Below are 26,470 nucleotides of genomic sequence, written 5' to 3' on the forward strand. Positions count from 1 at the left end.
TTTAAGTCAAGCCCTCGACATATTAGTACAGGTCAGCTGAACACATTGCTGTGCTTACACATCCTGCCTATCAACCTTGTGTTCTTCAAGGTGTCTTACCGGATTACTCCGTGAGAGATCTCATCTTAAGGATGGCTTCACGCTTAGATGCTTTCAGCGTTTATCCGTTCCAGACGTAGCTACCCAACTATACCCTTGGCAGGATAATTGGTACACCAGCGGTCTGTCCACTCCGGTCCTCTCGTACTAGGAGCAGCCCCCTTCAAATCTCTTACGCCCGCGATGGATAGGGACCGAACTGTCTCACGACGTTCTGAACCCAGCTCACGTACCACTTTAATGGGCGAACAGCCCAGCCCTTGGGACCGACTTCAGCCCCAGGATGTGATGAGCCGACATCGAGGTGCCAAACCTCCCCGTCGATATGGACTCTTGGGAGAGATTAGCCTGTTATCCCCAGGGTAGCTTTTATCCGTTGAGCGATGGCCCTTCCACTTGGATGCCACCGGATCACTAAGCCCTACTTTCGTACCTGCTCGCCGTGTTTGGCTCGCAGTCAAGCTCCCTTCTGCCTTTACACTCCGCGCGCGGTTTCCGTCCGCGCTGAGGGAACCTTTGGGCGCCTCCGTTACTCTTTAGGAGGCGACCGCCCCAGTCAAACTGCCCGCCTAACAATGTCCCGGCGATCGTTACTCGCTCGGTTAGAATCCCGATAGTTGAAGGGTGGTATCCCAACGGCGGCTCCGATAATCCCAAAGGACTATCATCTCAGCCTCCCACCTATCCTGTGCATCAAATATCAGAACCCAATATTAGGTTACAGTAAAGCTCCATGGGGTCTTTCTGTCCAGTCGCGGGTAACCTGCATCTTCACAGGTATTTCAATTTCACCGGGTCCCTCGTTGAGACAGTGCCCAAATCGTTACACCTTTCGTGCGGGTCGGAACTTACCCGACAAGGAATTTCGCTACCTTAGGACCGTTATAGTTACGGCCGCCGTTCACTGGGGCTTCAGTCGAATGCTTTGGGTCGAACCCGGACATCCTTCTTTAACCTTCCAGCACTGGGCAGGTGTCAGCACCTATACATCAGATTTCTCTTTCGCAGGCACCTGTGTTTCTGGTTAACAGTCGCTTGGGCCTCTTCTCTGCGACCATCCTAGGCTCCAGGAGCAAGTCCCTTCACCACGATGGCTACCCTTATCCCGAAGTTACGGGTACATTTTGCCGAGTTCCTTAACGAGGGTTCTCCCGCGCACCTTAGGATTCTCTCCCCGCATACCTGTGTCGGTTTACGGTACGGGCGGCAGCTTGCTCACTAGAAGCTTTTCTCGGCAGCGTAGGCTCAATCCCTTCGGGAACAAGTTCCCTCCGCGTCACACCTCAGCCTCAGTGTACGGATTTGCCTGTACACCAGCCTGCATGCTTGCACACGAACTACCAATCTCGTGCGGACCTGCCTTCCTGCGTCACTCCATTGTTCAAACGATTGCTGCCGGTACTGGAATATCAACCAGTTGTCCATCTCCTACGCTCTTTGCCTCGGATTAGGTCCCGACTTACCCTGAGACGACGATCGTTGCTCAGGAATCCTTATGCTTTCGGTGGAAAGGATTCTCACCTTTCTTTTCGCTACTCATGCCAACATTCTCACTTCCCACCAGTCCACCGTACCTTACAGTACGACTTCAACCCGATGGGAACGCTCCTCTACCACGCAAGCCTAAGCTTGCATCCATAGCTTCGGTTCCATACTTTAGCCCCGGGAATCTTCGGCGCAGGGCCTCTCGACCAGTGAGCTATTACGCACTCTTTAAATGGTGGCTGCTTCTGAGCCAACATCCTGGTTGTTTATGAGACCCCACATCCTTTTCCACTTAGTATGGCATTGGGGACCTTAGCTGATGGTCTGGGCTGTTTCCCTTTTGACAACGGGACTTATCTCTCGTAGTCTGACTCCCAAGCTTTGCAGCATAACCATTCGTAGTTTGACAGGGTTCGGTAACCATTACAGTCCCTATCCCGATCAGTGCTCTACCGCCTATGCTTACTGCTTGAGGCTAGCCCTAAAGCTATTTCGAGGAGAACCAGCTATCTCTGCGTTCGATTGGAATTTCACCGCTACCCACGATTCATCCGAAAGTTTTTCAACACTCACCGGTTCGGTCCTCCACACAATTTTACCTGTGCTTCAACCTGATCATGGGTAGATCACTACAGTTTCGGGTCTGCGAACACTAACTCATCGCCCTTTTCAGACTCGGTTTCCCTACGGCTCCGCATTTCCTGCTTAACCTCGCTAGTGCCCGCAACTCGTTGGCTCATTCTTCAATAGGCACGCCGTCGCTTGCGCTCCGACTGCTTGTAGACATACGGTTTCAGGTTCTCTTTCACTCCGCTCCCGCGGTTCTTTTCACCTTTCCCTCACGGTACTATGCGCTATCGGTCACTAAGTAGTGTTTAGCCTTGGAGGGTGGTCCCCCCGACTTCCCACAAAATTCCTCGTGCTTCGTGGTACTCTGGATACTCACCTTCTCGCTCGTCCTTTAACCTACGCAGCTTTTATGCTCTGTGGCTTACCTTTCCAGGTAATTCGGCTAGGATAAACTTGAATTATGTGAGTCCGTAACCCCGGAAAGCCGAAGCTTCCCGGTTTAGGCTCTGCCCTCTTCGCTCGCCGCTACTGTGGGCATCTCGTTTGATTTCTCTTCCTCCGGCTACTTAGATGTTTCAGTTCACCGGGTTCCCTTCCCTAAGGATACCAGCCCATTACGGCTGGTGGGTTTCCCCATTCGGACATCTACGGATCAAAACCTGCTTGCGGTTCCCCGTAGCTTTTCGCAGCTTACCGCGTCCTTCATCGGCTCTTAGTGCCTAGGCATCCGCCGTATGCCCTTAGTAGCTTGACTTATCTCCTAGCAATATTCGGCCATTTCTTTGTCGCTCGTCGCAAATTTTCCTCGATATACTTTAGTATTATCTCCGGAAATTTGCTTCCTCGCTTCGCGAACTATCCCGAATCTTGTTGGAGTCTTTCTGTTTTCGCCGATAATCGTTTTCTTCTGCGTCACTTGTCGTGTTTTGTCCTCGATATACCTTGTAGTATTATCTGCGGCAAAACGCTCCTCGTTCCTTGAATAAAATCGATTCTTGACGAAAACAACTAGTTCTACTAAGTCACACTTACGTGTTCCTAGTTTTCTCGTTACTCGTCTCTAAATTCGCATTTAGATTAGAGGTATCTACTACATATTCATCACAATACATAGTAGATTTAATTTTGATTTTCATCAAAACTGTTTTTTGTCTCTTCTATGAAGTTTTCAAGGTTCATACGATAGTAAGTAATTGGTGGAGACGAGGAGAATCGAACTCCTGACCCCCTGCTTGCAAGGCAGGTGCTCTCCCAGCTGAGCTACGCCCCCAGCATACATTCCTTTAGGAAAATATGGTGGGCCCAAGTGGACTCGAACCACTGACCTCACGCTTATCAGGCGTGCGCTCTAACCAGCTGAGCTATGGGCCCATTTCCTTACCATCTTGAGGGCAGAACCCTCAAAACAGAATATTGATATTGACAGATGTGCGTCGACGAGAATAGTTGAAATGCCTTGGCATCCAACGGTTCTCCATAGAAAGGAGGTGATCCAGCCGCTCGTTCTCGAACGGCTACCTTGTTACGACTTCACCCCAATCATCGGCCCCACCTTAGACAGCTGACTCCTTACGGTTATCTCACCGGCTTCGGGTGTTACCAACTTTCGTGGTGTGACGGGCGGTGTGTACAAGGCCCGGGAACGTATTCACCGCAGTATGCTGACCTGCGATTACTAGCGATTCCAACTTCACGCAGGCGGGTTGCAGCCTGCGATCCGAACTGGGGTCGGGTTTCTGGGATTTGCTCTGCCTCGCGGCTTTGCTGCCCTTTGTTGCCGACCATTGTAGTACGTGTGTAGCCCAAGACATAAGGGGCATGATGACTTGACGTCATCCCCGCCTTCCTCCAGGTTATCCCTGGCAGTCTCCTATGAGTCCCCGCCATTACGCGCTGGTAACATAGGATAAGGGTTGCGCTCGTTGCGGGACTTAACCCAACATCTCACGACACGAGCTGACGACAGCCATGCACCACCTGTTTTCGTGTCTCCGAAGAGAGGGACCTATCTCTAGGTCTTTCACTCAATGTCAAGCCTTGGTAAGGTTCTTCGCGTTGCGTCGAATTAAACCACATACTCCACCGCTTGTGCGGGCCCCCGTCAATTCCTTTGAGTTTCAATCTTGCGATCGTAGTCCCCAGGCGGGGTACTTATTGCGTTAACTCCGGCACAGAAGGGGTCGATACCTCCTACACCTAGTACCCATCGTTTACGGCCAGGACTACCGGGGTATCTAATCCCGTTTGCTACCCTGGCTTTCGCATCTCAGCGTCAGACACAGTCCAGAAAGGCGCCTTCGCCACTGGTGTTCCTCCCAATATCTACGCATTTCACCGCTACACTGGGAATTCCCCTTTCCTCTCCTGCACTCAAGACTTCCAGTATCCAACGCCATACGGGGTTAAGCCCCGCATTTTCACGTCGGACTTAAAAGCCCGCCTACATGCTCTTTACGCCCAATAATTCCGGACAACGCTTGCCACCTACGTATTACCGCGGCTGCTGGCACGTAGTTAGCCGTGGCTTCCTCGTCAGGTACCGTCAATACAAACGCTTATTCAACGTTCGCACATTCGTCCCTGACAACAGAGTTTTACAATCCGAAGACCTTCATCACTCACGCGGCGTTGCTCCGTCAGACTTTCGTCCATTGCGGAAGATTCCCCACTGCTGCCTCCCGTAGGAGTTTGGGCCGTGTCTCAGTCCCAATGTGGCCGTTCATCCTCTCAGACCGGCTACTGATCATCGCCTTGGTGAGCCGTTACCCCACCAACTAGCTAATCAGACGCAGGCCCATCTTCCAGCGATAGCTTATAAATAGAGGCCATCTTTCATCCTTCCTCCATGCGGAAGAAGGATCACATTCGGTATTAGCATTCCTTTCGGAATGTTGTCCCCAACTGGAGGGCAGGTTGCCTACGCGTTACTCACCCGTTCGCCACTAAGAATTTACCGAAATAAATTCTCCGTTCGACTTGCATGTGTTAAGCACGCCGCCAGCGTTCGTCCTGAGCCAGGATCAAACTCTCCAAAATAGAATTATTTTGAAAAGCCGCTTGGCTCTTGAAAATACTAGCTTTGATTTTTTTACTTCGTTGTCTCGAAGTGACTCGATCTCATCACCATAAAGGTGACTTGACCCGCACATCTGTCAATCAATATTCAGTTTTCAAAGTTCTTCCATCGCTTCTTGTTCATCAACGACTTTGATAGTTTAGCAAACTCAGAAGATTTTGTCAACTACTTTTTTTTGAAGCTAATTTCTCAAACAAGCAGCTGTTCTGGTTTGCCATTACTTCCCCGTGAGAAAGCTTATTTATAATAGCATAACTCCCCCACACCGTCAATAGGTTTTTAAAACTTTTTTGTATAAATGATACAATTTGGAGGTAAAAGAGGAATTGCGGCCCCCAGACGGCAGTTAAAAAGCGGTAAATAAGGAGAAAAGACCTGCCTGCCCCTATAGGAGTAGACAAGCCTTTTGAGAGCAGCAGCAAAGAAAATCGCTGCCAAAATACCATGAGAAATTTACATACGCTCAAACGTTTGAGAGCAATGTGAATTTCGCAGCACTTCCTGGATTGAAAGTGCGCGTGAAGCCCATGCGCCTCGTCATTTACAATTGCTTTATTTCCCCAGTGGCGCTTAGCATTGCCCTTCACCTGCCCTCAAACTGCAATAGCTCTCGCCGAGCAATCCCTTTGCCAGGGTGTGAAACTGCAAAGCAAAACGTAATTACTCCACCGGGATTTGTTAGTAGCATTATAACTGATTGGCGAGAAAAATGCCAGTTCTGCTAACTTTTTCGTGGTTGAGCTACCCCCAGGCCAGTACTGGCCCCGGCCAACCGTACAAAGGTTAAAAATGCGAGGGATATCCCCTACTTCGCCAAAAGTTTGCGGACCGCACGACCAAAAATCCGAAATCCCCCGCACCACGCCAAAAGTCCGCTGACCACTCGACCAAAAAATCCGGTACAGAGTTTTCTACAGCTAAAAGTCAGCCCCGCTGACTTTTCCGTGGTTGAGCTACCGTCCTTCATGTACTAGCCCCAAAAGGGGACAAGCGTTTCCCTTTGGGGAAATGCCGCATAGCGGCAATGGGGGATACCCGCACCACACCAAAAGTTTGCTGACCGCACGACCTAAAAACATTTTTCTCTTGTTTAAAGCATATTCCGTTCTTAGGCCACCTGCACGGTGTTTTTCTTCCACCCTACCGCAGAATTTAGGCTGTCTTGCCGTCGATACTTGCCACCCTGTTCATGCGTGCCCATACCTTCATTGGCACACTGAAAGAGATTTAAAACAATATATATCGGTTGAAAGCTGCTAGATTCACTCTGCCGGTTCTACAGATCCGGCAGAGCTTTTAAAAAGCACCTGGACTAATAGTCCGGAAGGGTGGCCTAAAAAGTCCGTGCAGATGGCCTAGTTGCTCCGGTTTATGCAGTCTTCTTCGAGGAACCAACGCTGGCTGCGATATCCTCCTGACTTAGCCCCTTAGAACCCAGCCGCAGGATTTCGCGATAATTAGGTTTGACTCTGGACATGGGACAACCTCCCTGTAAGTAGCTATGCACCAACGGTGCATAGCTACATTATAGGTCCAATCGGTTTCCTAAGTCCGGAATCTGTGGTTTCTTATTTTCCGGAATGGCGGTTTCCATTTACCGGACAGGTGGGGATATTAGCTCCGGTATATTCAACAAATACGTTCTATAGCGCCCATTAGAAAATTACGATTTAGAATGAAGGATTTTTCCGACAGATTTGTTTCTGGCCCCAATTTACCAACGGCTATAGAATTGGATAATGCAATCCGTAATGCGCTAGGAATATCCTAGTATAAACTCTTGCTTATTTCTATGCCCTAAACGTATTCCCGAATTCGTCTAAATGCCTGGCTGTCTAAGTACTCATAATTTAAATCGATTTTGTACCAAGTAAATCCATCATCTGTAGATGTATAGGCTGTCTTTTCACCCTGATATTCCGGTAATGCTACTTTTCGGTCGCCAAATTTGATGGTTCGATAGCCAACTTCTAAAGGATTTGTCGTGTAATAAAACCAAAATGTCACCGGCCCATAATATTCTTTGTCAGTTATATCATCCCAGTAAAAGAAGTTGCCTGCTGCTAGCAATGTACCTGCATCATTTCGCTTAACGGTGACAGAAGTTGTATCTAAATACAAAAAATGCGCCGTTTTTTCTACATTTCCCACGAGTCGAAAATTATGATCTCCATTCATATATTCACTTGGATAAGCGCTGGCTGTCAACGGAATAATTGCCAACGCTAATACAAGGAAAACCTTCTTCAGCATGAACAGTAACACCTCTTTTCTGGCAGGGTTTAGATATGCTCCAGAATTCTCTTAAATCCTCTAATAGTTCTTTGCATATATCCATTGGGATTATTTAAATCAAATGCATGCCAGGTAAACCCATGATTCCATGAATCAAAAACTATATTTCGACCCTGATAGACAGGCAAGGCTACCTTACGATCATAGTCTTTATAAAAACGGTATCCAACGTCGTTTGGGTTAGACGTATAATAATACCACACAGTCTGCGGTTCCTGCCCCCATACAACCTGCTGTTTTTCATTGTCATATGTGATTTCATTGGCCGCTACCAATAAAGAACCATCCTCTGTCCGCTGTTTTACGACAATCGAACTCACATCCAAATAATAAGCAACGCCCATGTGCGCATAAACAATTGGAAAATTATGATTATTGTTCAAATATTCCGGATAGGGATGATACGCCGCCTCACATGAAACAAGCGGTAACAGTAAAAGGGTTATCATTAAAAACAATTTTTTTGCCATATTAGTATCGACTCCTGTCTTTAATTCATTTTTTTGCAAACGCATCCAACCATTTCTCTGCTCTCTAGTTTTCACATACTTGCTCATAATAGGCCAACAGGGTTATGTATCCCATTCGGTCTATTTCTTTATCGCTAAGGATTGAGTTCAGCATCAAACGCTACCCTCTATATTCCTGTACGGCAATTTGCCAATTCATTTACCTTCTAATTCGGCAGGTTGTACTTCCCTAACGAAGATGCCGTGTTCAAGATATTCTATCTGCGGATTCAGGAACTATACAAGAAATGGGGAGACCGGCATATGCCCAATTGGGCCGTCTTGCGGAGCCAGTTATTGATGTATGAACGGATGTCAGCCTTGATGACAAATTACGATAAAAGTTACTAAGATTGCTATTTACACAAAATACTTGACACAGTCATATTTATTAATATATTACTAGTATTTATATTTTCAATCAAACTATTTCTATAAAAAGATACATACCTTGAATATTCCGGGTCAAAATACATCACCAATCCGGTGGTTGGAAATCATGAATCCGGAAATTTGGAAAGCAGATTCCGGTAAAATGGAAATCACTTAATCAAGGCTATGACTTTGCTGCGCTACCATGCATAATTCAACTTGGAAGCGCACCCCGCTTGACGGATTCTACCAGCCTGTCCATTTCCCGCCAAGGACAAGCGTTGTGCTGGGCACCCTTGACGTGAAATGGACAAGCTGGATCAATTCTGGTTAAGCGGTTGTGCGTTTCTAAGAATTTTCAAAAGAAATTTGAACCCTATCAAGTTTTCAACCTGCAATCAGAATCGCTTTTTTATAAGTGATTTCGAAAACTCCGGAAAGTGATTTCCAAAACGCCGGAAAGTGATTTGAATATACCGATACGATTTTGCCATGTGCACGGACTTTTTTTACCACTCTGCCGCAGTTATTTGACCATCCTTCCGGAAGTATTTGCCACCCTGCTCAATAACTCTCATACTGAAGATAGCACACGGTTCTCGTGTGACTTTAGTATAAGGGGGTCCTCATATGACGGATTACCGAAAGATTCTTATGCTGCGAAGCAAGGGGTGCACTCAACGCGGGATAGCTTTAACCAAAGTTGCTTCTCGCCCAACCATCAGTGCAGTCTACAAGGCTGCAGACCAACAAGGCATTAGCTGGCCGCTGGATTCCAGCATCACTAATGCTGAATTGGAAACAATATTATTCCCAAGAAAGAGCATGACCAAAGTTTTTTATGTTGAACCAGACTATCCCTACATCCATCGGGAACTAGCAAAATCTGGTGTAACGATGACGCTTCTATGGGAAGAATATTGCAGACAGTGCTACGAGACTGGCAAAACGCCTTATATGAGTACACAATTTGCAGAGAAATACCGAAAATGGGCCCGGGTGACCAAAGCCACCATGCGTATTCAGCATAAACCTGGCGATGCCATGCAGGTCGACTGGGCTGGGGATACTCTTCCCATATATGACCCGGTAACCGGCAGTACAAGCCCAGCGTATCTCTTTATTGCCACCTTGCCGTGCAGTTATTATACCTATGCAGAAGCCTGCGACGATATGAAAACTGAGAACTGGCTGAACTGCCATATCCACGCCTTCAAGTTTTATGGTGGTGTTCCTCGGCTTCTAATTCCTGACAATTGCAAAACTGCAACCACGTCTAATACTAAGTATGAAACAATCCTAAACCGCAGTTACCAGGAATTGGCTGAACATTATGGTACGGCAATTGTACCAGCCCGTGTGCGCAGGCCTAAGGATAAAAGCTCCGCAGAAGCTTCTGTGCGTTTTGCTGAAACCTGGATTCTTGCTGCCTTACGTTCAAGGAAATTCTTTTCCCTTCATGAAATGAATGAGGCTATTGCGGAAAAACTTAAAGAAATGAACAACCGCCCCTTTAAGCAGATGGCAGGCTCCCGCTACAGTGCCTATATGGAAGAAGAAAAGCAATATATGCTTCCTCTGCCACCTACAGATTTTGAGGCTGCTGTTTGGTCGGTAGCCAAAGTTCCCAATGATTATCTTATTTCAGATGGCAAGAACAAATATTCAGTCCCTTACAACTTGATTGGCGAAAAGGTAGACATTCGGGTGACAAAGACTACTGTAGAAGTATTCTTCCACGGCAGCCATGTTGCCAGCCACCGTCGTTTGCGGACCGTCCAGAGAGATCCGCTGGTAAACCTAGAGCACATGCCCCTTGCACACCAAAGGTACCTGACCTACAATGCGGATGATTTCACTCGTTGGGCAACGACTGTTGGTCCCATGACAGAAAAGACTGTGCAGTATTTCCTTACCAGCGGAAAGGCCCCAGAACAGGGCTATAAAGCCTGCTCCAGCCTTAGGAAATTGGAAGAACGTTACGGGAAAGTACGGCTTGAAAACGCTTGTGGACGTATTTTCGCCTACAAGGCCACTCCGTCCGTCCGTAACGTCAGCAGTATTTTAAAAAATGACCAAGATAAACCTGTTAAAAACGCTCCGCAGAAAAAGCCAGCCGCAGCAAACAACTACGGAATTACACGCGGTGCCTCGTATTTCAGTAAGGATAGAGGTGGCCGCCAATGATAGACCAGGAAACCGTAGAGATGCTTAGGAAGATGAGAATGACCGCTATGGCGGATGAATTATCCCACCAATTACAAGACTCAACCTTTAATGAGCTTGGCTTTGAGGAACGATTAGGACTGATGGTGACTGCCGAATGGAACCGACGCCAAACGAATACAGTACAGCGCCTCATTAAGAATGCAAATTTTTCTGCCCCAGCTGCCGCAGTAGAAGAAATTGAGTACTACGAAGATAGAGAGTTGGATAAAGCACAGATTTTACGCCTATCCAGCTGCAAATTTGTAGACGAGGGACACCATATTATTCTGGAAGGAGCTTCTGGCAATGGTAAAACCTACATTGCCTGTGCTCTTGGTAACGCTGCCTGCCGACGATTCAAGAAAGTACGATATATTCGTATGCCAGAATTGCTGGATGAGTTGAATATTGCCCGAAGCGGCGGTGAATTAAAGAAATGCCTGTCCAATTACAAAAAAGTTGATTTGCTCATTTTGGATGAATGGCTTATACGCCCCCTAACACCGCAGGAAAGTTATGATCTATTAGAAATTGTAGAAACTCGTTGCCAACGTTCTATGATTTTCTGCACCCAGTACAGCACAGATGGCTGGTATACCAGGATTGATTCGAACCCCGAATCTGCAAGCCCTGTGTCTGATGCTATTATGGACCGCATTATCCATAACTCATACGTAATTATGGTTGAAGGCCGTATCTCAATGAGAGAACGGTATGGCCTGAAAGCAACTCAAAGCTAAAGCTTATCTATACTTTAAAGAAAACTAAATAACCAGCTCTGCCGGCTCAACCATCCGGCAGAGCTTTTGGCTGAATCTCTTAATGGCCTACTAGTGCGGTGGGGTGGTAAAAGAATTCCGAGAAGGTGGTAAAAAAAGTCCGTGCAGACGGTAAACTTACACCGATTTATGCAGTGATTCCCGATATTCCGGACTGGTGATTTCCAGTTGTCCGGACTCATGCTTCCCGAGAGCCGGAATATACAAATTTACCAGCCTAATTGATTCAGTGGAAAATATACTATTCTAAATGAAGTGCATATTGCCCAAAATAAGGATTCCTACACCACCGCTACGGTCCAAACAACCGCACGAAGGTTAAAACGCGAGGGATATCCCGTACTACGCCAATAGTTTGCGGACCGCACGACCAAAAAATCCGGTACAGAGTTTTCTACAGCTAAAAGTCAGCCCCGCTGACTTTTCCGTAGTTGAGCTACCTAACGGTCCGCACTAGCCCCGGCAGGCGCACGACCAATAATTGGAGATTTTCTCACTTACAGTCTGTCGTTCCTACCGATTCCATCAAATTCATTAAATTTCACCTGGGCTACTTGAACCGATAAGACGGCCTAAAAAATCCGGAAGCATGGCCCAAAAAGGTCCGTGCGCCAGAACTAACTATTCCGGGTTAAACAATTTTGTCAGTTCCGATAATTTGCCTTATGAGAAGATTGGCAAGAACGAACCTGTATGTATTGCTGAAGAAATACCGTTTGAAATCCCGGATAGCTGGGAGTGGGTAAGATTAAATGAAATATGCGAATATATTCAAAGAGGAAGGTCGCCAAAATATTCTCCAATTAAAAAGTACCCAGTAATTGCTCAAAAATGTAACCAGTGGAGTGGTTTCTCCATTGAGAAAGCACAATTTATTGACCCGGAATCTATTAGTACATATGGTCCGGAACGAATATTACAAGATTATGATTTAATGTGGAATTCTACCGGTCTCGGAACGTTAGGCAGAATGGCAATATATAAAACCGAAGCTAATCCATATGAATTGGCTGTAGCAGATAGTCATGTAACCGTGATTCGGCCATTAAAAACGTATGTAAAAGCTGAATATCTATATTATTATTTTGCTAATCCCACAGTGCAAAATGTAATTGAAAAACAGTCCGATGGTTCTACTAAACAGAAGGAACTTTCTACCAAGACAATCAAATCCTATCTTGTACCATTACCCCCACTAAATGAGCAAAATAGAATAATTTCTAGATTAGCCTCATTATTGGTCATCGTAAATAAATATAATTCGATTCACGAAAAACTGATAGAAGTACAAGAAGAATTTCCTGTTCAATTAAGAAAATCCATACTACAACAAGCAATAAGTGGCAAACTTGTTCCACAAAACCCTGCTGATGAGCCTGCATCTATCCTTTTAGAGCGCATTCACAAAGAAAAGTGTGAGCTTGTTAAGCAGAAAAAAATTAAATGTGATAAGCATGAATCTTTCATTTTTAGACGGGATAATTCCTATTATGAAATCTCGAATAAGAAAGAACGCTGTATTGATGAAGAAATACCATTTGAAATTCCTTATTCATGGTCTTGGGCACGAATAGAATCGTTATTTCAAATAAATCCTCGTAATAACATCCCAGATGAAACAATTGTTGGTTTTATGCCAATGTCGCATATCAAAGCTGGATTTACTAATTCTTTTGAGTATGAAGAAAAACTGTGGAAAGATGTTAAAAGTGGATTTACACATTTTGCGGATAACGATATAATTATCGCCAAAATTTCTCCTTGTTTTCAAAATAGAAAATCGGCAATAGTACATAATTTACCTAGTGGGTATGGTGCTGGTACTACAGAACTCCACGTATTAAGGGATTGTACAAACCTTCTTTATATGCCATTTTTTTTACTTATTTTTAAATCCTGTTACTTTATTCAATCTGGAACTAAAGAATTTACTGGAACTGCGGGGCAGCAGCGCATTGGAAAGAATTTTATGTCCAAGTATTTAGTTCCAGTTCCACCTTATTTAGAACAAAAGAGGATAGTAAAGAAAATGGGTGATTGTATAATCAAATTTAATCGTTTCTAAATTGTAATATGGAATTGAATTATACATTGGAAAATTATATTCATCTTTAGGTAGAATCATAGTGAAAGGAGGTCTTTCACTATGATTCTACAATTTGAAAGACATTTGAAAGAAAGCAACCTTGCTGAAAATACTGTAACATCATATTTGTTCGCTGTAAAACAATATTACAAACGACATGAGTCAGTTACAAAGAAAAACATAAAGGAACACAAAGCTTGGCTAATCGAACAATATAAACCAAAAACTGTTAATCTCCGCATCAGAGCTATCAATTGCTACTTGGAATATCTCGGGAAAAATTCGTGGGCATTATCTTCAATTAAAATTCAACAAAAAACCTTCCTTGAAAATGTAATCAGCAATGCTGATTACACGTATTTTAAAGAATCCCTAAAGCGTGATAAAAATATGCTTTGGTATTTTGTCATTCGCTTTATGGCTGCCACCGGAGCCCGAGTGAGTGAATTAATAAAAATTAAAGTGGAACATATTGAATTAGGCCATCTGGATCTGTATTCCAAGGGAGGAAAATTAAGGCGAATTTATATACCAAGAACATTGCAATCAGAAGCTCTTGCCTGGCTTAAAGCAAAGAAACAAAAAAGTGGCTTTATCTTTTTAAATCGGTTTGGTAACAGAATGACTACCAGAGGTATTTCAGGACAGTTAAAAAAGCTCGCAATTCATTATAATTTAGAACCAGTCGTTGTTTATCCCCATTCTTTTAGACATCTATTTGCTAAAAATTTCCTGAGCCGCTGCAATGATATTGCGTTTTTAGCTGATTTAATGGGCCACGAAAGCATTGAAACGACAAGGATTTATTTAAGGAAAACAGCAACAGAACAACGTACAATCGTTGATGATGTAATTGATTGGTAAGCATAGAGCAGATATCACACGTTAATAAATATTCAATCTATACTCAAATTTTATGTAATAAGTCGACACTAAGCGTATCTAGCACGTTTTGGATTTTCTTTTAAATATTGCAAACCTTATAGACGGTATATAATAACCGACTCCATTCTAAACAATTTTGGTATTAATAGATATGGCTACTGTTTTGCTAAATCCTAAACATCTATTCTTCTATAAAATCATTATATTTCTCACCACACCAATTAATAGAACCAAGAAGAAAATTTATCTTCGCTGATTCAGGCTTATGGGGTTCTTGCAGTTATCCAGTTTTATCCACGTTATCTTGCTTACAGCACTTGTTCAATTGGAAAACACACCTAATTTTTCCATCCAAACTACCATCTTTCAAAAGAAGATGTATAGTCTCCTACGGTAACAGTGCTCCCTGTGTTTAAATTCACATTTTTTCTTTAAATGCAGCCATAACAGGAAGGATTCTATTTATGCTCTCCACAATGCGTTTTTGCTCATTGATAGGGGGAACCGGAATCAAGAAATGCCCTATCTTTGTTGCGTTTACATTCGATTGATTAATGCCATCATACTTTACATCTTTGCAGTAATTCCTCTCATATTCAGAATTCATTACAATATTCAAGTACTCTGGATTAATATGAATTGGCTTTATTTGTACAAGATATCCTGCAAAAATTGCAGGATATTCTCCCCGATAGATTCCTGTCTTTCCTACATGCTCTCGACTATTTGTACGATTGAAAAGAATATCCATAGGCTCTAACCTATACTTTTCATTGTCTTTTTGGTTTGAACTAAATACTAAATCTGAATAGTCAATCTCACCATTTTGAATATTCCCCATGCGAAGAACAATAATATCACCTGTAAGGCTGGACTTATTAGAAGTTCCGTAGCGTAAATCAAAACAAATATCACGTAACCGTGCCCACGCCCATGTTTCAGGAATTTCAAATGGTAATTCTTCATCAATACCGTGTTCTATCTTATTCGACATTTCATAATAGGAATTATCCCTTCTGATAATCACGGATTCATGTTTCTCTTTTTTTAGCTCACCTTTTTTTATCAGTTTCTGCTTCTCGTTACGAATGCGCTCTATCAGGATAGAAGCAGGCTCATCAGTAGTATTTTGAGGAACAAGAGCACCTTTTATAGCCTCTTGAAGAACAGACTTTTTAAGCAGCTCTGGAAATAGTGCATCTAGGTTATTTAATCTTTCTGATAAAGTAAAGAAATTATCTGTATAAGGCGTTATTTCTTCAATCCGATTAACTATTCTTTCCTGTTCAGCTAAGGGCGGTAGTGGGAATAAAAGGGAATGTAGTGCATTCGAAGAAAGACCTTGTATACCAATACCTTTTCCGCCTATTCTATTAGTTTTTTTATACAAATAAAATAAGAAATAATAATATTTTTTTTGTATTGGAAAATAAGCCCTAAGCTTATGAATGTGGTTTTGAATACAAATTTTAGTTTCATATGGCCATATAGCAGATCTTCCAAAATCTCCACCTTCACAAACTAGTAAATCACCTTTTTGAACCGTACACTTTTCGATTTCAGAATCAGTAAAGTACATAGACTTTAGATTATCTAATTCAAAACGATTCCAGTATAAATTAGATGTAGTAATATATTTAAGCAAATGTCCAGTTCGATTTGTTGAATTAAGTGCTTTTCCTGTGTTATGTTGAAAGACATTACCTAATCTTACCCACTCCCAGCTATCCGGGATTTCAAACGGTATTTCTTCAGCAATACATACAGGTTCGTTCTTGCCAATCTTCTCATAAGGCAAATTATCAGCACCACGGAAAATGCGAGAAGGATTTTTTTCCTTCTTTATTTTTCCTTCTTTTATGAGTTTTTCTTTTTCTGCATAAATATGGTCTAAAAGCACAGAAGCAGGTTCATCGTTAGGATCTTGGGGAACTAATTTTCCTTGCACTGCCATTTGCAAAATAGAATTTCTTAGTTGGTCTCCGGTCACAATCAGCCCTCCTCTGTCAAATCAATACCCAGAATATCAGTAATCTGTTTCAGGGTTCGGTCAATATCTGCATTCAAACTATTTCTCTTTTCTAGATATTGTTGAATCAATTCTTTGGGAGGCAATATTTCTTCTTCTTCATGAGGGTATCCACAGAGATCAATGTTATAATTCCTGTCTGCTAACTCCTCAGCCGTATAACATTTTGCTTTATCAAACCCTTCTTCTGTCAATTCTTGGCGATTATTCCACCACTCCACCGCTGGTGCAAAATGCTCCAATTTCATGGGCTTTGTCTTGCTAAAATGCTTGTAGCCTTCTGGCATATCCAACCGATAGAACCAAGTTCTTTCAGTAGCCCCAGTATTATCAAAAAATAAAATATTTGTGGTTATTGAAGTATATGGAGCAAAAACACTGCCAGGCATCCGGATTATCGTATGTAGATTAAATTCAGAAACTAGTTTCTTTTTGATAGCTATTTTGGCATTATCAGTACCAAATAAGAATCCATCCGGCAGAATAACAGCAGCTCTTCCGCCTTTCTTTAGCCGATACATAATAACCGACATAAATAAATCTGCTGTCTCGCTGCTGGCCAAATCTGCCGGGAAATGATTTTTCACTTCATTCTTTTCAGAACCACCATACGGGGGATTCATCAGGATTACATCAAATTGGTCTTTCTCCGTATAATCCAAAACATCTCTTAATAAGGAGTTGTCATGGAACACTCTAGGAACATCCAAGTCATGTAAAAGCATATTGGTAATACACAACATATAAGGAAACTTTTTTTCTCAATACCGTAAATGGAGTTGCTATAAGCTTCTTCATCATCGGTCGTTTTAACTTCTTTTTTTAATTCTTTCAGCCAACTGGTAATAAAACCACCTGTACCACAGGCAAAATCCGCCATATGTTCCCCAATTTTTGGATGAATCATCTGCGCCATAAAATCGGTTACCGCACGTGGAGTATAAAATTCACCTGCCGAACCAGCACTTTGCAATTCTTTTAAAATATTCTCGTAAATTTCACCAAATGCATGGCTTTCCTTATAGTCATCCAATTGCAGTTCATCAATTACATTAATTACTTGCCGCAGCAGTACACCATCTTTCATGTATTGATTAGCATCAGAAAAAGTAGTTTGTACTATAGCTTTCTTAATAGGAGTATTAGCATCGACTGGCAATGCTTTCAGAGTGGGAAATAAAGAATTATTCACAAAATCCAGCAGCTTGTCCCCAGTCAATCCTTTGCCTGACTCATCATGGGCCCAATTACTCCATCTGCATTCCTCTGGAATAATAGACTCATAGTTCTCATCGTCAAATTCCCAATCCTGTTCTTTAGTATCATATACTTTTAGAAAGAGCATCCAGGCTATCTGTTCAATGCGCTGAGCATCACCATTAATGCCTGCATCGTTTCTCATAATGTCACGTACTCTTTTTACAAAACTGGATACATTACTCATAAATCTTATACCGCCTCATCTGTGTATAGTAAATATTCCAAATCCTGAATTGCTTTACGGTAACCCTCTTTGCCACCAAAATAAGATGCTATCTTAGACGGTTTACCCAATTTTTGAAAAGGATCTAGTTTCAGTACTTCAGTCTTTTCAATTTCGTATATACCAGTATTCATATATTTATCGAGAAGGGCTTCCAGAACTTCTCGTGCAACACCGTTGTATTTACTCAGAAAATCACGCTTTTTGACATTATTTGCCCGCTCTTTTCTTGTAAGCGGTTTTTTTTTAAAAGCCACATGACAAATAAAATCAAAATCATCTACATCTTCCATATGTTGGGCTTTTTTAAGCGTGTCTAAGTCAATCCCACGTTCCAGTAATAAATCTTTTATCTTTTCTTTTTTATCTTCAGCCGACCAATTCCGAATAAAATTTTCCAAGGAGGCATACTCTCCTTGAATATTTTCTTTCGTATAATCAATGATATTTTCCTGACGAAGCAGCTTACCTCCCGCATCATAAATGGAGACAGTTTCTCGAATAACCTGAACCGGACATCCTTCTGTATTTACATAAGGAGTCATTTCTTTGGGCGGAGGCGGTGGGCCACCTCCTGGCTGGTCTCCCCCAACTCCATTACTATTGGGATTATAACCAGGATCAATGTATATCGGACCATCCCAGTCAGGGTCAGCAAATAACCGGGTTACACCACGGAAATCCATAACCACAAAACTCATCTTGCCATCTTTTTCACGCAGTCTTGTTCCACGACCAATAATTTGTTTGAATTCTGTCATAGAACCAATCATCTCATCCAAAACAATGAGTTTAGTCATTTTACAGTCTGCGCCAGTAGAAAGCAGTTTAGACGTTGTTGCAATAACTGGATATTTAGAACCTACAGAAATAAAATAACTTAGTTTGCTTTTCCCGTAAGCATCACTTCCGGTAATACGTACCACATAATCCGGGTTCTGCTTCACCATATCTGCATTGAGATTGGAAAGAGCCATTCTCATACGTTCAGCAGCATCTTCCGTAGCACAGAACACGATGGTTTTGGCCATCCGGTCCGTACTTTTAAGGTACTTGGTGATTTCAGCAGCCACCTGTTGAATGCGGTCCTCAAGAATAATGGAATAGTCAAAATCGCTGTTAGTATAAATTCTATCTTCGATTTCGTTACCATATATATCCCGCTGGCCTTTTTTTGGTCTCCAGCCCTCACTAATGTCAGTTGTAATATTAATGACCTTAAAGGGCGCAAGGAAACCATCTTCAATGCCTTCCCGCAAGCTATACTTATAAACAGGTTCTCCAAAATAATCTATATTGGAAACGTACTTGGTTTCTTTTGGTGTGGCGGTCATACCAATTTGCGTAGCTGACGCAAAATAATCGAGTATTTTTCTCCAATTGCTATCTTTTTTAGCACTTCCTCTATGGCACTCATCTACAATAATCAAATCGAAAAAATCGTTGTCAAACAAGGAGCTTAATTTAGAAACAGCATCCCCATCATCAGTTTCTTCGTCTTTGTCATCTCCAGCCAGTTGATGATACAGGGAAAAATAAACTTCATAAGAAGAGATAGTACTAGGATCATCTTTTGCATAGTTGACTTTATGTATTACCTTTTCCAATGGAGAAAAGTCTTGTTGAATGGATTGATCAACTAAAATATTCCTATCAGCCAAATAGAGGATTTTCTTTTTCAATCCACTTTTCAGCAAACGGTAAACAATCTGGAACGCAGTATACGTTTTACCTGTTCCGGTCGCCATAACCAAAAGGATTCTATTTTGACCTTTGGCAATTGCATCCAGTGTTCTGTTTACAGCAATACGTTGGTAATATCTAGGGGCATACGTATTTTGTCCAGAATAATATGGCTGTTCTATTATGGTTTCTTCGGAGGTGTTTAAGCCTGCTCCATCGTTTGCTTCGTTACAATATCTCTCAATCAATTCCTTTTCCGTGGGAAAATTTTCAAGACTAAATTGCCGCTCTTTACCTGTTAAAAAATCATGTTCCACAAATCCATCACCATTAGAAGAATAAGCAAATGGAAGGTCAAGCATTTGCGCATAAGTTATGGCTTGCTGCAATCCATGAGAAATAGTATGTTTATTATCTTTTGCCTCCACTATCGCAATCGGATTATTTGTATTCAGATACAAAATGTAATCTGCTCTTTTAGGCTTTTCACGGCAAGTGATATTCCCCTTAATATTTACTTTGCCATCTGTAATCTGGGTTTCCATCGTAACTTTTTTGATGTCCCACTTCGATACAATGGCCGGGGTAATGTATTGCAGTTTTATATCTTCTTCTGTCATCTGCTTTTTATTTAGTATAGTTCCCATAACTATCCCCCTTTTATCAGTACTTCCCCATATACAAATATTTAATTTTTTTGCAGGACTTTAGGCTTCCACATTAAGCCAAACCATCGCTTCTAAGTTTTTCCGTTCATTGCCGGAACCATTCTTCTTGCTCTAGCATGTATATAAGTATTATATCATGAATTCAAAATGAGCAAAATTCCTCCCAACAAAATAAAAGCCCAGAAACCGAATCCCCCACGAATCCGGTGTCTGGGCTTATACTTTTTATCACTGACGTCCATCAACATTTTCCTGCGGCCAAAAGCTACGAAGTTTTCAGTATCACCGCCACGCACAAAAACTACTTCTTTTGGCCATTATCAAAATCAACAGCTTTCAGCTCCAACAGCAGGCCATTGGTATCAAACACTTCATCACCACAAACCAAACTGCATTTTACTTGAACCGTGTCCGCTTCTATTTCATCCATTGTATTGATGGCTCCGCTTTCATCATACTCTTTGCCATTAATCCATACCGGGCCAAGAATAAATGCACAAAATTCCACATAGCCTTCTTCTTTGGTATCTGGTTCATAGCAGCCTTGTGTTATTTCATAGGACTCTGGATCAATTTCCTTAAAAGCAGGTGCCAAAAGTTTCTCGGCCTTATCAATCAGTTCCACAAAGGGCTTTGCCTGATCAACCGGCAGTTTAAACTTGTAAAAGTCCGGGCCTTGAGCCATATTCAAATAAAAATACTCTGTGGTCATCACCGTGCCAAAATCTACCATCTCTTTTAGTGTGTAGCTCATTGTCATACCTCCATTTTCATCAATCCTAAATTTCTTCCCATACTAAAGTTAAAACGTAAGTAAAAACCCGTACCCCCAATTGTATTTTTATCAGCTTTCCGATTGCAGTTTTATTGTAGCATAAACCTTGTACAAAAAAACTCCCTTGTGGTTTGAATAATAGTGCGGTCGGCAGACTTCCTGGTGCTGGTGCCGGGTATCCCCGCAGTGGTTCGCGGCGCTGTGCGCTCCTGCACCCTAAAAAGTTCTTACCTTGCAAAAAAAGGTAAGAACAAGGTAAGAAAAAATGAAATCCCGGAACCCGCATGGCTACTGGGTTTGCGGCCTCCGTTCTTACCTTCTTACCTTTCTTACCTACATATAGATATATAAAGAGAGAAATAAAAAAATAAAATACCCGTCTCCCGTTAATTATATAATATATATAGGGCTGTACGGGAAAAGGTAAGAAGGTAAGAAAAATCCCGGAGAGCAAGGACTGGTGCGGGCTTCCGGTTCTTACCTTGCTTTTTTGAAAGATAAGAAGGTAAGAACTTTTGGTAAACGATAGGGCTGTGAGTGGTGAACAATGGTTTTGAGGCAGCTGCTTTTTCCCCCTATTGCCACTTTGCGGCATTTAGCGGAAGGAAAAGGTTAGTCCCCGCTGGGGCTAGTGCAAGAAGGACGGTAGCTGAACTACAGAAAACTCTGTACCGGATTTTTGGTCGATGTTCTCAACGGGTATTGTGCGGACAACTTGGGTTTGAACTCCATCCGCCGGCGAGTTCGCCGGCACCTTCCCCTTCTCCAGTGCATGCCAAGCACTGCACTGGTAAGGGGAAGGCAGGTGGCCTACGGCCGCTAAATACTGGGATTTACTGCTATTATCCCCTATTGCCGCGTTGCGGCATTTCCCCCAAAGGGAAAGCCTGTCCCCGCCTGGGCTAGTGCCCAGTAAGAGCGATACGCTGGCGGGAAAGAATTTTCTTTTAAAGTTCTCACTCCCCGGCCCCGCTTTTTGTAATGGGTAAGCGGATCTCTATCAGCTGTATTTTCCACGTATTACTTATTTTCTCAATATATTTATATTATTTACTTGCTGAGTTCTTTTCTTAAAAACTTCGTTTTTGCTTTTGAGCGCATATATTTACATAATTTTCAGACTTTCGCTTACAAATGTTCACTGAGTGAATTTTGGATCCTGCCGGGTCGTTTTTTGGCCAAGTCTGCTATACACGGTCCGGGCTGGCTTAGGGTATTTTCTCCCTGGGTTTCAGGGCCTGTTTCAAGAGCAAAGCCCGTTCTGCGGCGGTTTATTTCTCCTGTGAAGCTTTTGTTTTTCCCAGGGGATATTTTCCCTTAGCCCAGGTAAAAAGCCCTGGTGAAGCGGCCGCAGACTGCGGCAGAGGCCTTTACTGCAGCAGCAGAAGCACTGGTAAACCGATACCCAAAACAGGCCGTTTTTACCCGAATACACCTATTCAGGCAAATAAGCGGGGTATATCCCCAAAATACAAATAGCCCTATTACGTCCAAATTTGGCCTCTGAGCGACATTTTATATAAAATGCATATCCGACTATGCATGGCAGGTATGCAAACCGTTAAAAACGATTTTTGAGCCATTCAAGAAATGACCCTTACCCCATTGGCAGCATCCTGTTACAAAATCGAGTTATCCACAGAACGTGTTGTCACCCCCTAGTAAGTTATCATCGCCTAGGTAGGTTTACAATCACCTATCAAGAACTATCACTCTGTAACTAGTAGTGTAGTACCACGATCCATCGCCCAACTAGGTTTTAAAGCTTTGACTTGACTTAACTTAGCTTAACTTGACTTAACTTATATTGGGTTGCCACTTGGTTGTCAAATGGTTGCCACTTGGTTGTCAGTTGGTTGTCAGTTGGTTGTCAGTTGGTTGCCATAAATCGAGAGGCAAACAATAAAAAATGATAAATATCAATATATTTATATTTTAAGAGAATATGGCTCGGCACGCATTCCCCTATTGCCGCTTTGCGGCATTTAGCGGTTCGCCGTTCACCAGTCAGCTTCGCTCTTTGAGCTCACTTCCTGGACGGCTGTCGCAGGGGTCGTATATTCCATTTCTCTACTGCCAAGGCCTTGAGAAATGGATACGACTCCCCCGAGTGGGAAACATCTTTCCCCGCTGGGGCTAGTGTGGACCGTTAGGTAGCTCAACTACAGAAAATTTGCCCACGGGCAAATTTTTGCTGTAGAAAACTCTATACCGGATTTTTGGTCAATGTTCTCAACGGGTGTAGTGCAGACATTCCAGTTTCGAACCCCATCCTTGTTCCGCTTTAGCACTAGGGGCGGAACGTTCCTTCCCCTTCTCCTGTTCGCATAGCGAACAGGTAAGGAGAAGGCAGATGCGGCGCTAGCGCCGCAAAAAAAAGCTTTGATGAACTTCTATCGTCGTCTGCGACGACACTTCCTGAGCGGTTCGCTGCTAGCCAGTCATTTTCGCCTTGCAGGCTTAATTCCTGGGCAGCTATCGCATGGGCCTTATTGACCAAACATCCATGGGTATACTTGTGGGATGTTTGGATGCGGCCGCAACGTTTGCAGGAAGCATTCTAGGAAGCTACTGGTCATCTTCATACCAGCACTATATTTTAGATTTTACTTGACCATTGATGGCTTGGAAGCCTACCACAGTGGTTCACAGCTAGCCAATCAGCTACGCCCATTTTGGGCTTGCTTCTTGGGCTGCTATCACATAGGTCACATATTCCAAATATCCTTTATAAGAAGTATATGGATATTTGGATGTGACCGCAAAGCGTTGTGGTAGGTGTCAGCCGTAGGCTGACGAAGGAAGTTTTTCCCCAATGCCGCTTTGCGGCATTTCCCCTGGAAGGGAAACGTCTGTCCCCATTTGGGGCTAGTGCAAGAAGGACGGTAGCTCAACTACAGAAAATTTGCCCGTAGGCAAATTTTAGCTGTAGAAAACTCTGTACCGTTTTTTGGTCGTGCGGTCTGCAAGCTATCGGTTTGGTGCTGATGCAATGAAAAACGCTCTGGGGTTTTCCAGAGCGTTTTTCATTGCCTTATTTTATTTTCCCAATATCCATGCTGATATCCAATGCCTTAACAGAATGGGTCAGGGCGCCGACGGAGATGACGTCTACGCCGGTGGCGGCCACTTGGGCCAGGGTGTTCTCATTGATGCCGCCGGAGGCTTCTATAATCACTTTGCCTTTGAGTTCTTTGACGCAGGCTTTCATTTGCTCGGGGGCCATGTTGTCCAGCATGATGACGTCGGCGCCGGCCTGGAGGGCTTCTCTGGCGCCTTCTAACGTTTCTACTTCGATTTCGATTTTGGTCATATGGCTGGTGTGCTTTTTGGCCAATTCCAAGGCCTGGGTTATGCCGCCGGCTACCTGAATGTGGTTGTCTTTAATCAGGACGGCGTCAAACAGACCCTGGCGGTGGTTCCGGCCGCCGCCCACCCGGACGGCGTATTTTTCCAGCTGGCGCAGGCCCGGGGTGGTTTTCCGGGTATCCACCACTACGGCACCGTAGGGGGCGGCCAGTTGGGCCAGTTTATGGGTATAGGTGGCTATGCCAGACAGGTGCTGGAGCAGGTTCAGGGCCAGGCGCTCGCCGGTAAGCAAGGAACGGGCGCTGCCGGAAACTTTAGACAGTACAGTCCGGTCTCCTGCGGCGGTGCCTTCCGTCACCATGGGCACAAAGGTCAGGGTGGGGTCCAGCAGGGCAAAGACCCGCTGGGCCAGGGGCAGGCCGCACACAAGGCCAGCTTCTTTAGTATGAATGAGGCCGGTGGCCACGGCGTCCGGCGGTACGATGGCTTCTGTGGTAATATCGCCAAAACCAATATCTTCTTCCAGCCAGGCTTTCAGGTCCTGGTCCAACAGTAAGGGGTTCATAGGTTAGCCTCCTGGGATTTCTGTAGTTTTTCAATGCTGTGATGCTGCCACCCCACCCGGGACAGGGGGTAATCCGTCCGGTAATGGGCGCCCCGGCTTTCTTCCCGGGCAAGGGCGGCTTGGGTGATCAGCTGGGACACCAGCAGCTGGCAGCGCAGGTCCAGCTGGGTAACGGTGGTGCAGGCGGTGCCGGCAAAGAGGGCGGCCCAGGCTTTCAGCTGCCGCAGGGCTTCAGCCATGCCTTCCCGGTCCCGGGCAATGCCCAACTGCCGGCTCAGCAGCTGGCGGAGGGTTTCCTGGAGCTGCTGGAGTTCGCTTTCGCTTTGGGTCACGGGTACCAGGTGGCTGGCCCAGTGCCTAGCTGTGCAGTCCACGCCGCTTTCCCCTTCCAGGGCTTCTGCGGTCCGGTGGCCGAACACCAGGCCTTCCAAAAGGGAGTTGCTGGCCAGACGGTTGGCGCCCTGGACTCCGGTGCAGGCGGCTTCCCCGCAGGCGTACAGGCGGGCGATATTGGTCCGGCCCTGGGCATCGGTGCGCACGCCGCCCATCATGTAGTGGGCTGCCGGGGCAATGGGAATCTGCTCCTTTACGGGGTCCACGCCATAGGAGCGCAGGGTCCGGGTAATCATGGGGAACTTGTCCGCAAAGTGGTCAATGCCGGTGGTGTCCAGGAGTACGTGGTCGCTCTGGCATTTTTTCATTTCCCAGGCGATGGCCCGGGCCACCACGTCCCGGGGGGCCAGCTCGGCCATGGGGTGGTGCTTGGGCATGAAGCGTTCGCCCTGGGTATTGTACAATTTGCCACCGGCGCCCCGGACGGCTTCCGATACCAGGAAGCTGGGACAGCCTAGTTTGGCCAGGGCGGTGGGATGGAACTGGACAAATTCCATATCCATGAGCTCGGCTCCCGCCCGGTAGGCCAGGGCAGCGCCGGCACCCAGGGCGCCGTGGGGGTTGGTGGTGTAGGCAAACAGGCGGCCCAGGCCGCCGGTGGCCAGGACGGTGGCAGCGGCCCGCAGGTACAGGGGGCCGCCCTGGTAGAGAGCTATGGCGCCATAGCAGGTGCCCTCCTCCACCAGAAGGTCCGCAACGTAGCAGTGCTCCAGAACGGTAATATTGGGTTCCTTGGCGGCTGCGGCCCGGAGGGCCCGGGCTACTTCGGCGCCGGTGCTGTCTCCGTTGGCATGAACAATCCGGTTCCGGCTGTGGCAACCTTCCCGGCCCAGGGCCAGGGTGCCGTCGGCAGTCCGGTCAAACAGGGCGCCGTCCTGGATCAGGTCCCGGACGGACGCCGGCCCCTCCTCCACCAGGATTTTGGCCATGGCTTCGTCGGTAAGGCCGGCACCGGCAATGAGGGTATCTTCCAGATGCAGGGCGGTGGAGTCCCCCTCCCCCATAACGGCAGCAATGCCGCCCTGGGCTTTGGCGGTGTTGCAGTCCTCCAAGGTATCCCGGACCACCACCAGCACCTGCTTTCCGGCCCGGGCGCAGTCCAGGGCGGTGGTGAGCCCGGCGGCGCCGGAGCCGATGACCAGCACCTGGGTTTCCACGGGAGTCAACTGCTCCGTATCAAACGCGGTCCAATATTCCATGG

At 44.9% G+C, this 26,470-nt stretch carries 11 protein-coding genes, 2 tRNA genes, 2 rRNA genes and 2 pseudogenes; 5 read left to right on the forward strand and 12 right to left on the reverse strand.

Annotated elements, in window-relative coordinates:
* Positions 1–2: 2 nt before the first annotated feature.
* From LKE88_RS03665 to LKE88_RS03690, 6 genes are all read right to left on the reverse strand, one after another.
* A 23S ribosomal RNA gene (locus LKE88_RS03665) occupies positions 3–2,908 on the reverse strand.
* A gap of 440 nt (positions 2,909–3,348) precedes the next feature.
* Positions 3,349–3,424 (reverse strand) — tRNA-Ala (locus LKE88_RS03670).
* A 24-nt stretch (positions 3,425–3,448) separates the two neighbouring features.
* A tRNA-Ile gene (locus LKE88_RS03675) sits at positions 3,449–3,525 on the reverse strand.
* 109 nt (positions 3,526–3,634) lie between these two features.
* A 16S ribosomal RNA gene (locus LKE88_RS03680) occupies positions 3,635–5,190 on the reverse strand.
* Together the 16S and 23S rRNA genes with 2 tRNA genes alongside form the textbook arrangement of a ribosomal RNA operon.
* Positions 5,191–7,027: 1,837 nt before the next feature.
* Positions 7,028–7,483, reverse strand: coding sequence for a hypothetical protein (locus LKE88_RS03685; protein WP_276802780.1), 456 nt, complete (start codon positions 7,481–7,483; stop codon positions 7,028–7,030).
* A gap of 29 nt (positions 7,484–7,512) precedes the next feature.
* Positions 7,513–8,082: a hypothetical protein gene (locus LKE88_RS03690; protein WP_276802781.1), complete on the reverse strand. Its 570-nt coding sequence runs from the start codon at positions 8,080–8,082 to the stop codon at positions 7,513–7,515.
* Positions 8,083–8,220: 138 nt separating this feature from the next.
* On the opposite strand from LKE88_RS03690, the pseudogene LKE88_RS13160 reads away from it, so the two are divergent.
* From LKE88_RS13160 to LKE88_RS03710, 5 genes and pseudogenes are all read left to right on the forward strand, one after another.
* Positions 8,221–8,385, forward strand: a pseudogene (locus LKE88_RS13160) (IS256 family transposase); the annotation flags it as partial.
* Positions 8,386–9,036: 651 nt separating this feature from the next.
* Positions 9,037–10,593, forward strand: a complete 1,557-nt coding sequence (gene istA, locus LKE88_RS03695) for an IS21 family transposase (RefSeq protein ID WP_276802783.1) — start codon at positions 9,037–9,039, stop codon at positions 10,591–10,593.
* Positions 10,590–11,354 (forward strand): ATP-binding protein, encoded by a 765-nt coding sequence (locus LKE88_RS03700; RefSeq protein WP_276802268.1) that lies wholly within the window; start codon positions 10,590–10,592, stop codon positions 11,352–11,354. The genes istA and LKE88_RS03700 overlap by 4 nt, the downstream gene beginning before the upstream one ends.
* Positions 11,355–11,982: 628 nt before the next feature.
* Positions 11,983–13,458: a restriction endonuclease subunit S gene (locus LKE88_RS03705; RefSeq protein WP_231086140.1), complete on the forward strand. Its 1,476-nt coding sequence runs from the start codon at positions 11,983–11,985 to the stop codon at positions 13,456–13,458.
* An 81-nt stretch (positions 13,459–13,539) separates the two neighbouring features.
* Positions 13,540–14,343, forward strand: coding sequence for a tyrosine-type recombinase/integrase (locus LKE88_RS03710; RefSeq protein WP_231086142.1), 804 nt, complete (start codon positions 13,540–13,542; stop codon positions 14,341–14,343).
* 439 nt (positions 14,344–14,782) lie between these two features.
* On the opposite strand, the gene LKE88_RS03715 is transcribed toward LKE88_RS03710, so the two are convergent.
* From LKE88_RS03715 to LKE88_RS03740, 6 genes and pseudogenes are all read right to left on the reverse strand, one after another.
* Positions 14,783–16,354, reverse strand: coding sequence for a restriction endonuclease subunit S (locus LKE88_RS03715; RefSeq protein WP_276802785.1), 1,572 nt, complete (start codon positions 16,352–16,354; stop codon positions 14,783–14,785).
* A gap of 2 nt (positions 16,355–16,356) precedes the next feature.
* Positions 16,357–17,837: pseudogene (locus LKE88_RS13165) on the reverse strand (type I restriction-modification system subunit M).
* 5 nt (positions 17,838–17,842) lie between these two features.
* Positions 17,843–20,206, reverse strand: coding sequence for an EcoAI/FtnUII family type I restriction enzme subunit R (gene hsdR, locus LKE88_RS03725; RefSeq protein WP_276802786.1), 2,364 nt, complete (start codon positions 20,204–20,206; stop codon positions 17,843–17,845).
* A gap of 322 nt (positions 20,207–20,528) precedes the next feature.
* Positions 20,529–20,981: a hypothetical protein gene (locus LKE88_RS03730; protein WP_105327403.1), complete on the reverse strand. Its 453-nt coding sequence runs from the start codon at positions 20,979–20,981 to the stop codon at positions 20,529–20,531.
* A 3,055-nt stretch (positions 20,982–24,036) separates the two neighbouring features.
* Complete coding sequence (gene nadC, locus LKE88_RS03735; protein WP_276802788.1) at positions 24,037–24,876, reverse strand: carboxylating nicotinate-nucleotide diphosphorylase; 840 nt, start codon at positions 24,874–24,876, stop codon at positions 24,037–24,039.
* Positions 24,873–26,468, reverse strand: a complete 1,596-nt coding sequence (locus tag LKE88_RS03740; RefSeq protein WP_276802790.1) for an L-aspartate oxidase — start codon at positions 26,466–26,468, stop codon at positions 24,873–24,875. Before LKE88_RS03740 ends, nadC begins: the two co-directional genes overlap by 4 nt.
* Between the last annotated feature and the right edge of the window lie 2 nt (positions 26,469–26,470).

This window comes from Acidaminococcus hominis, assembly GCF_022484025.1.
In the GTDB taxonomy this organism is placed as follows: Bacteria; Bacillota; Negativicutes; order Acidaminococcales; family Acidaminococcaceae; genus Acidaminococcus; species Acidaminococcus hominis.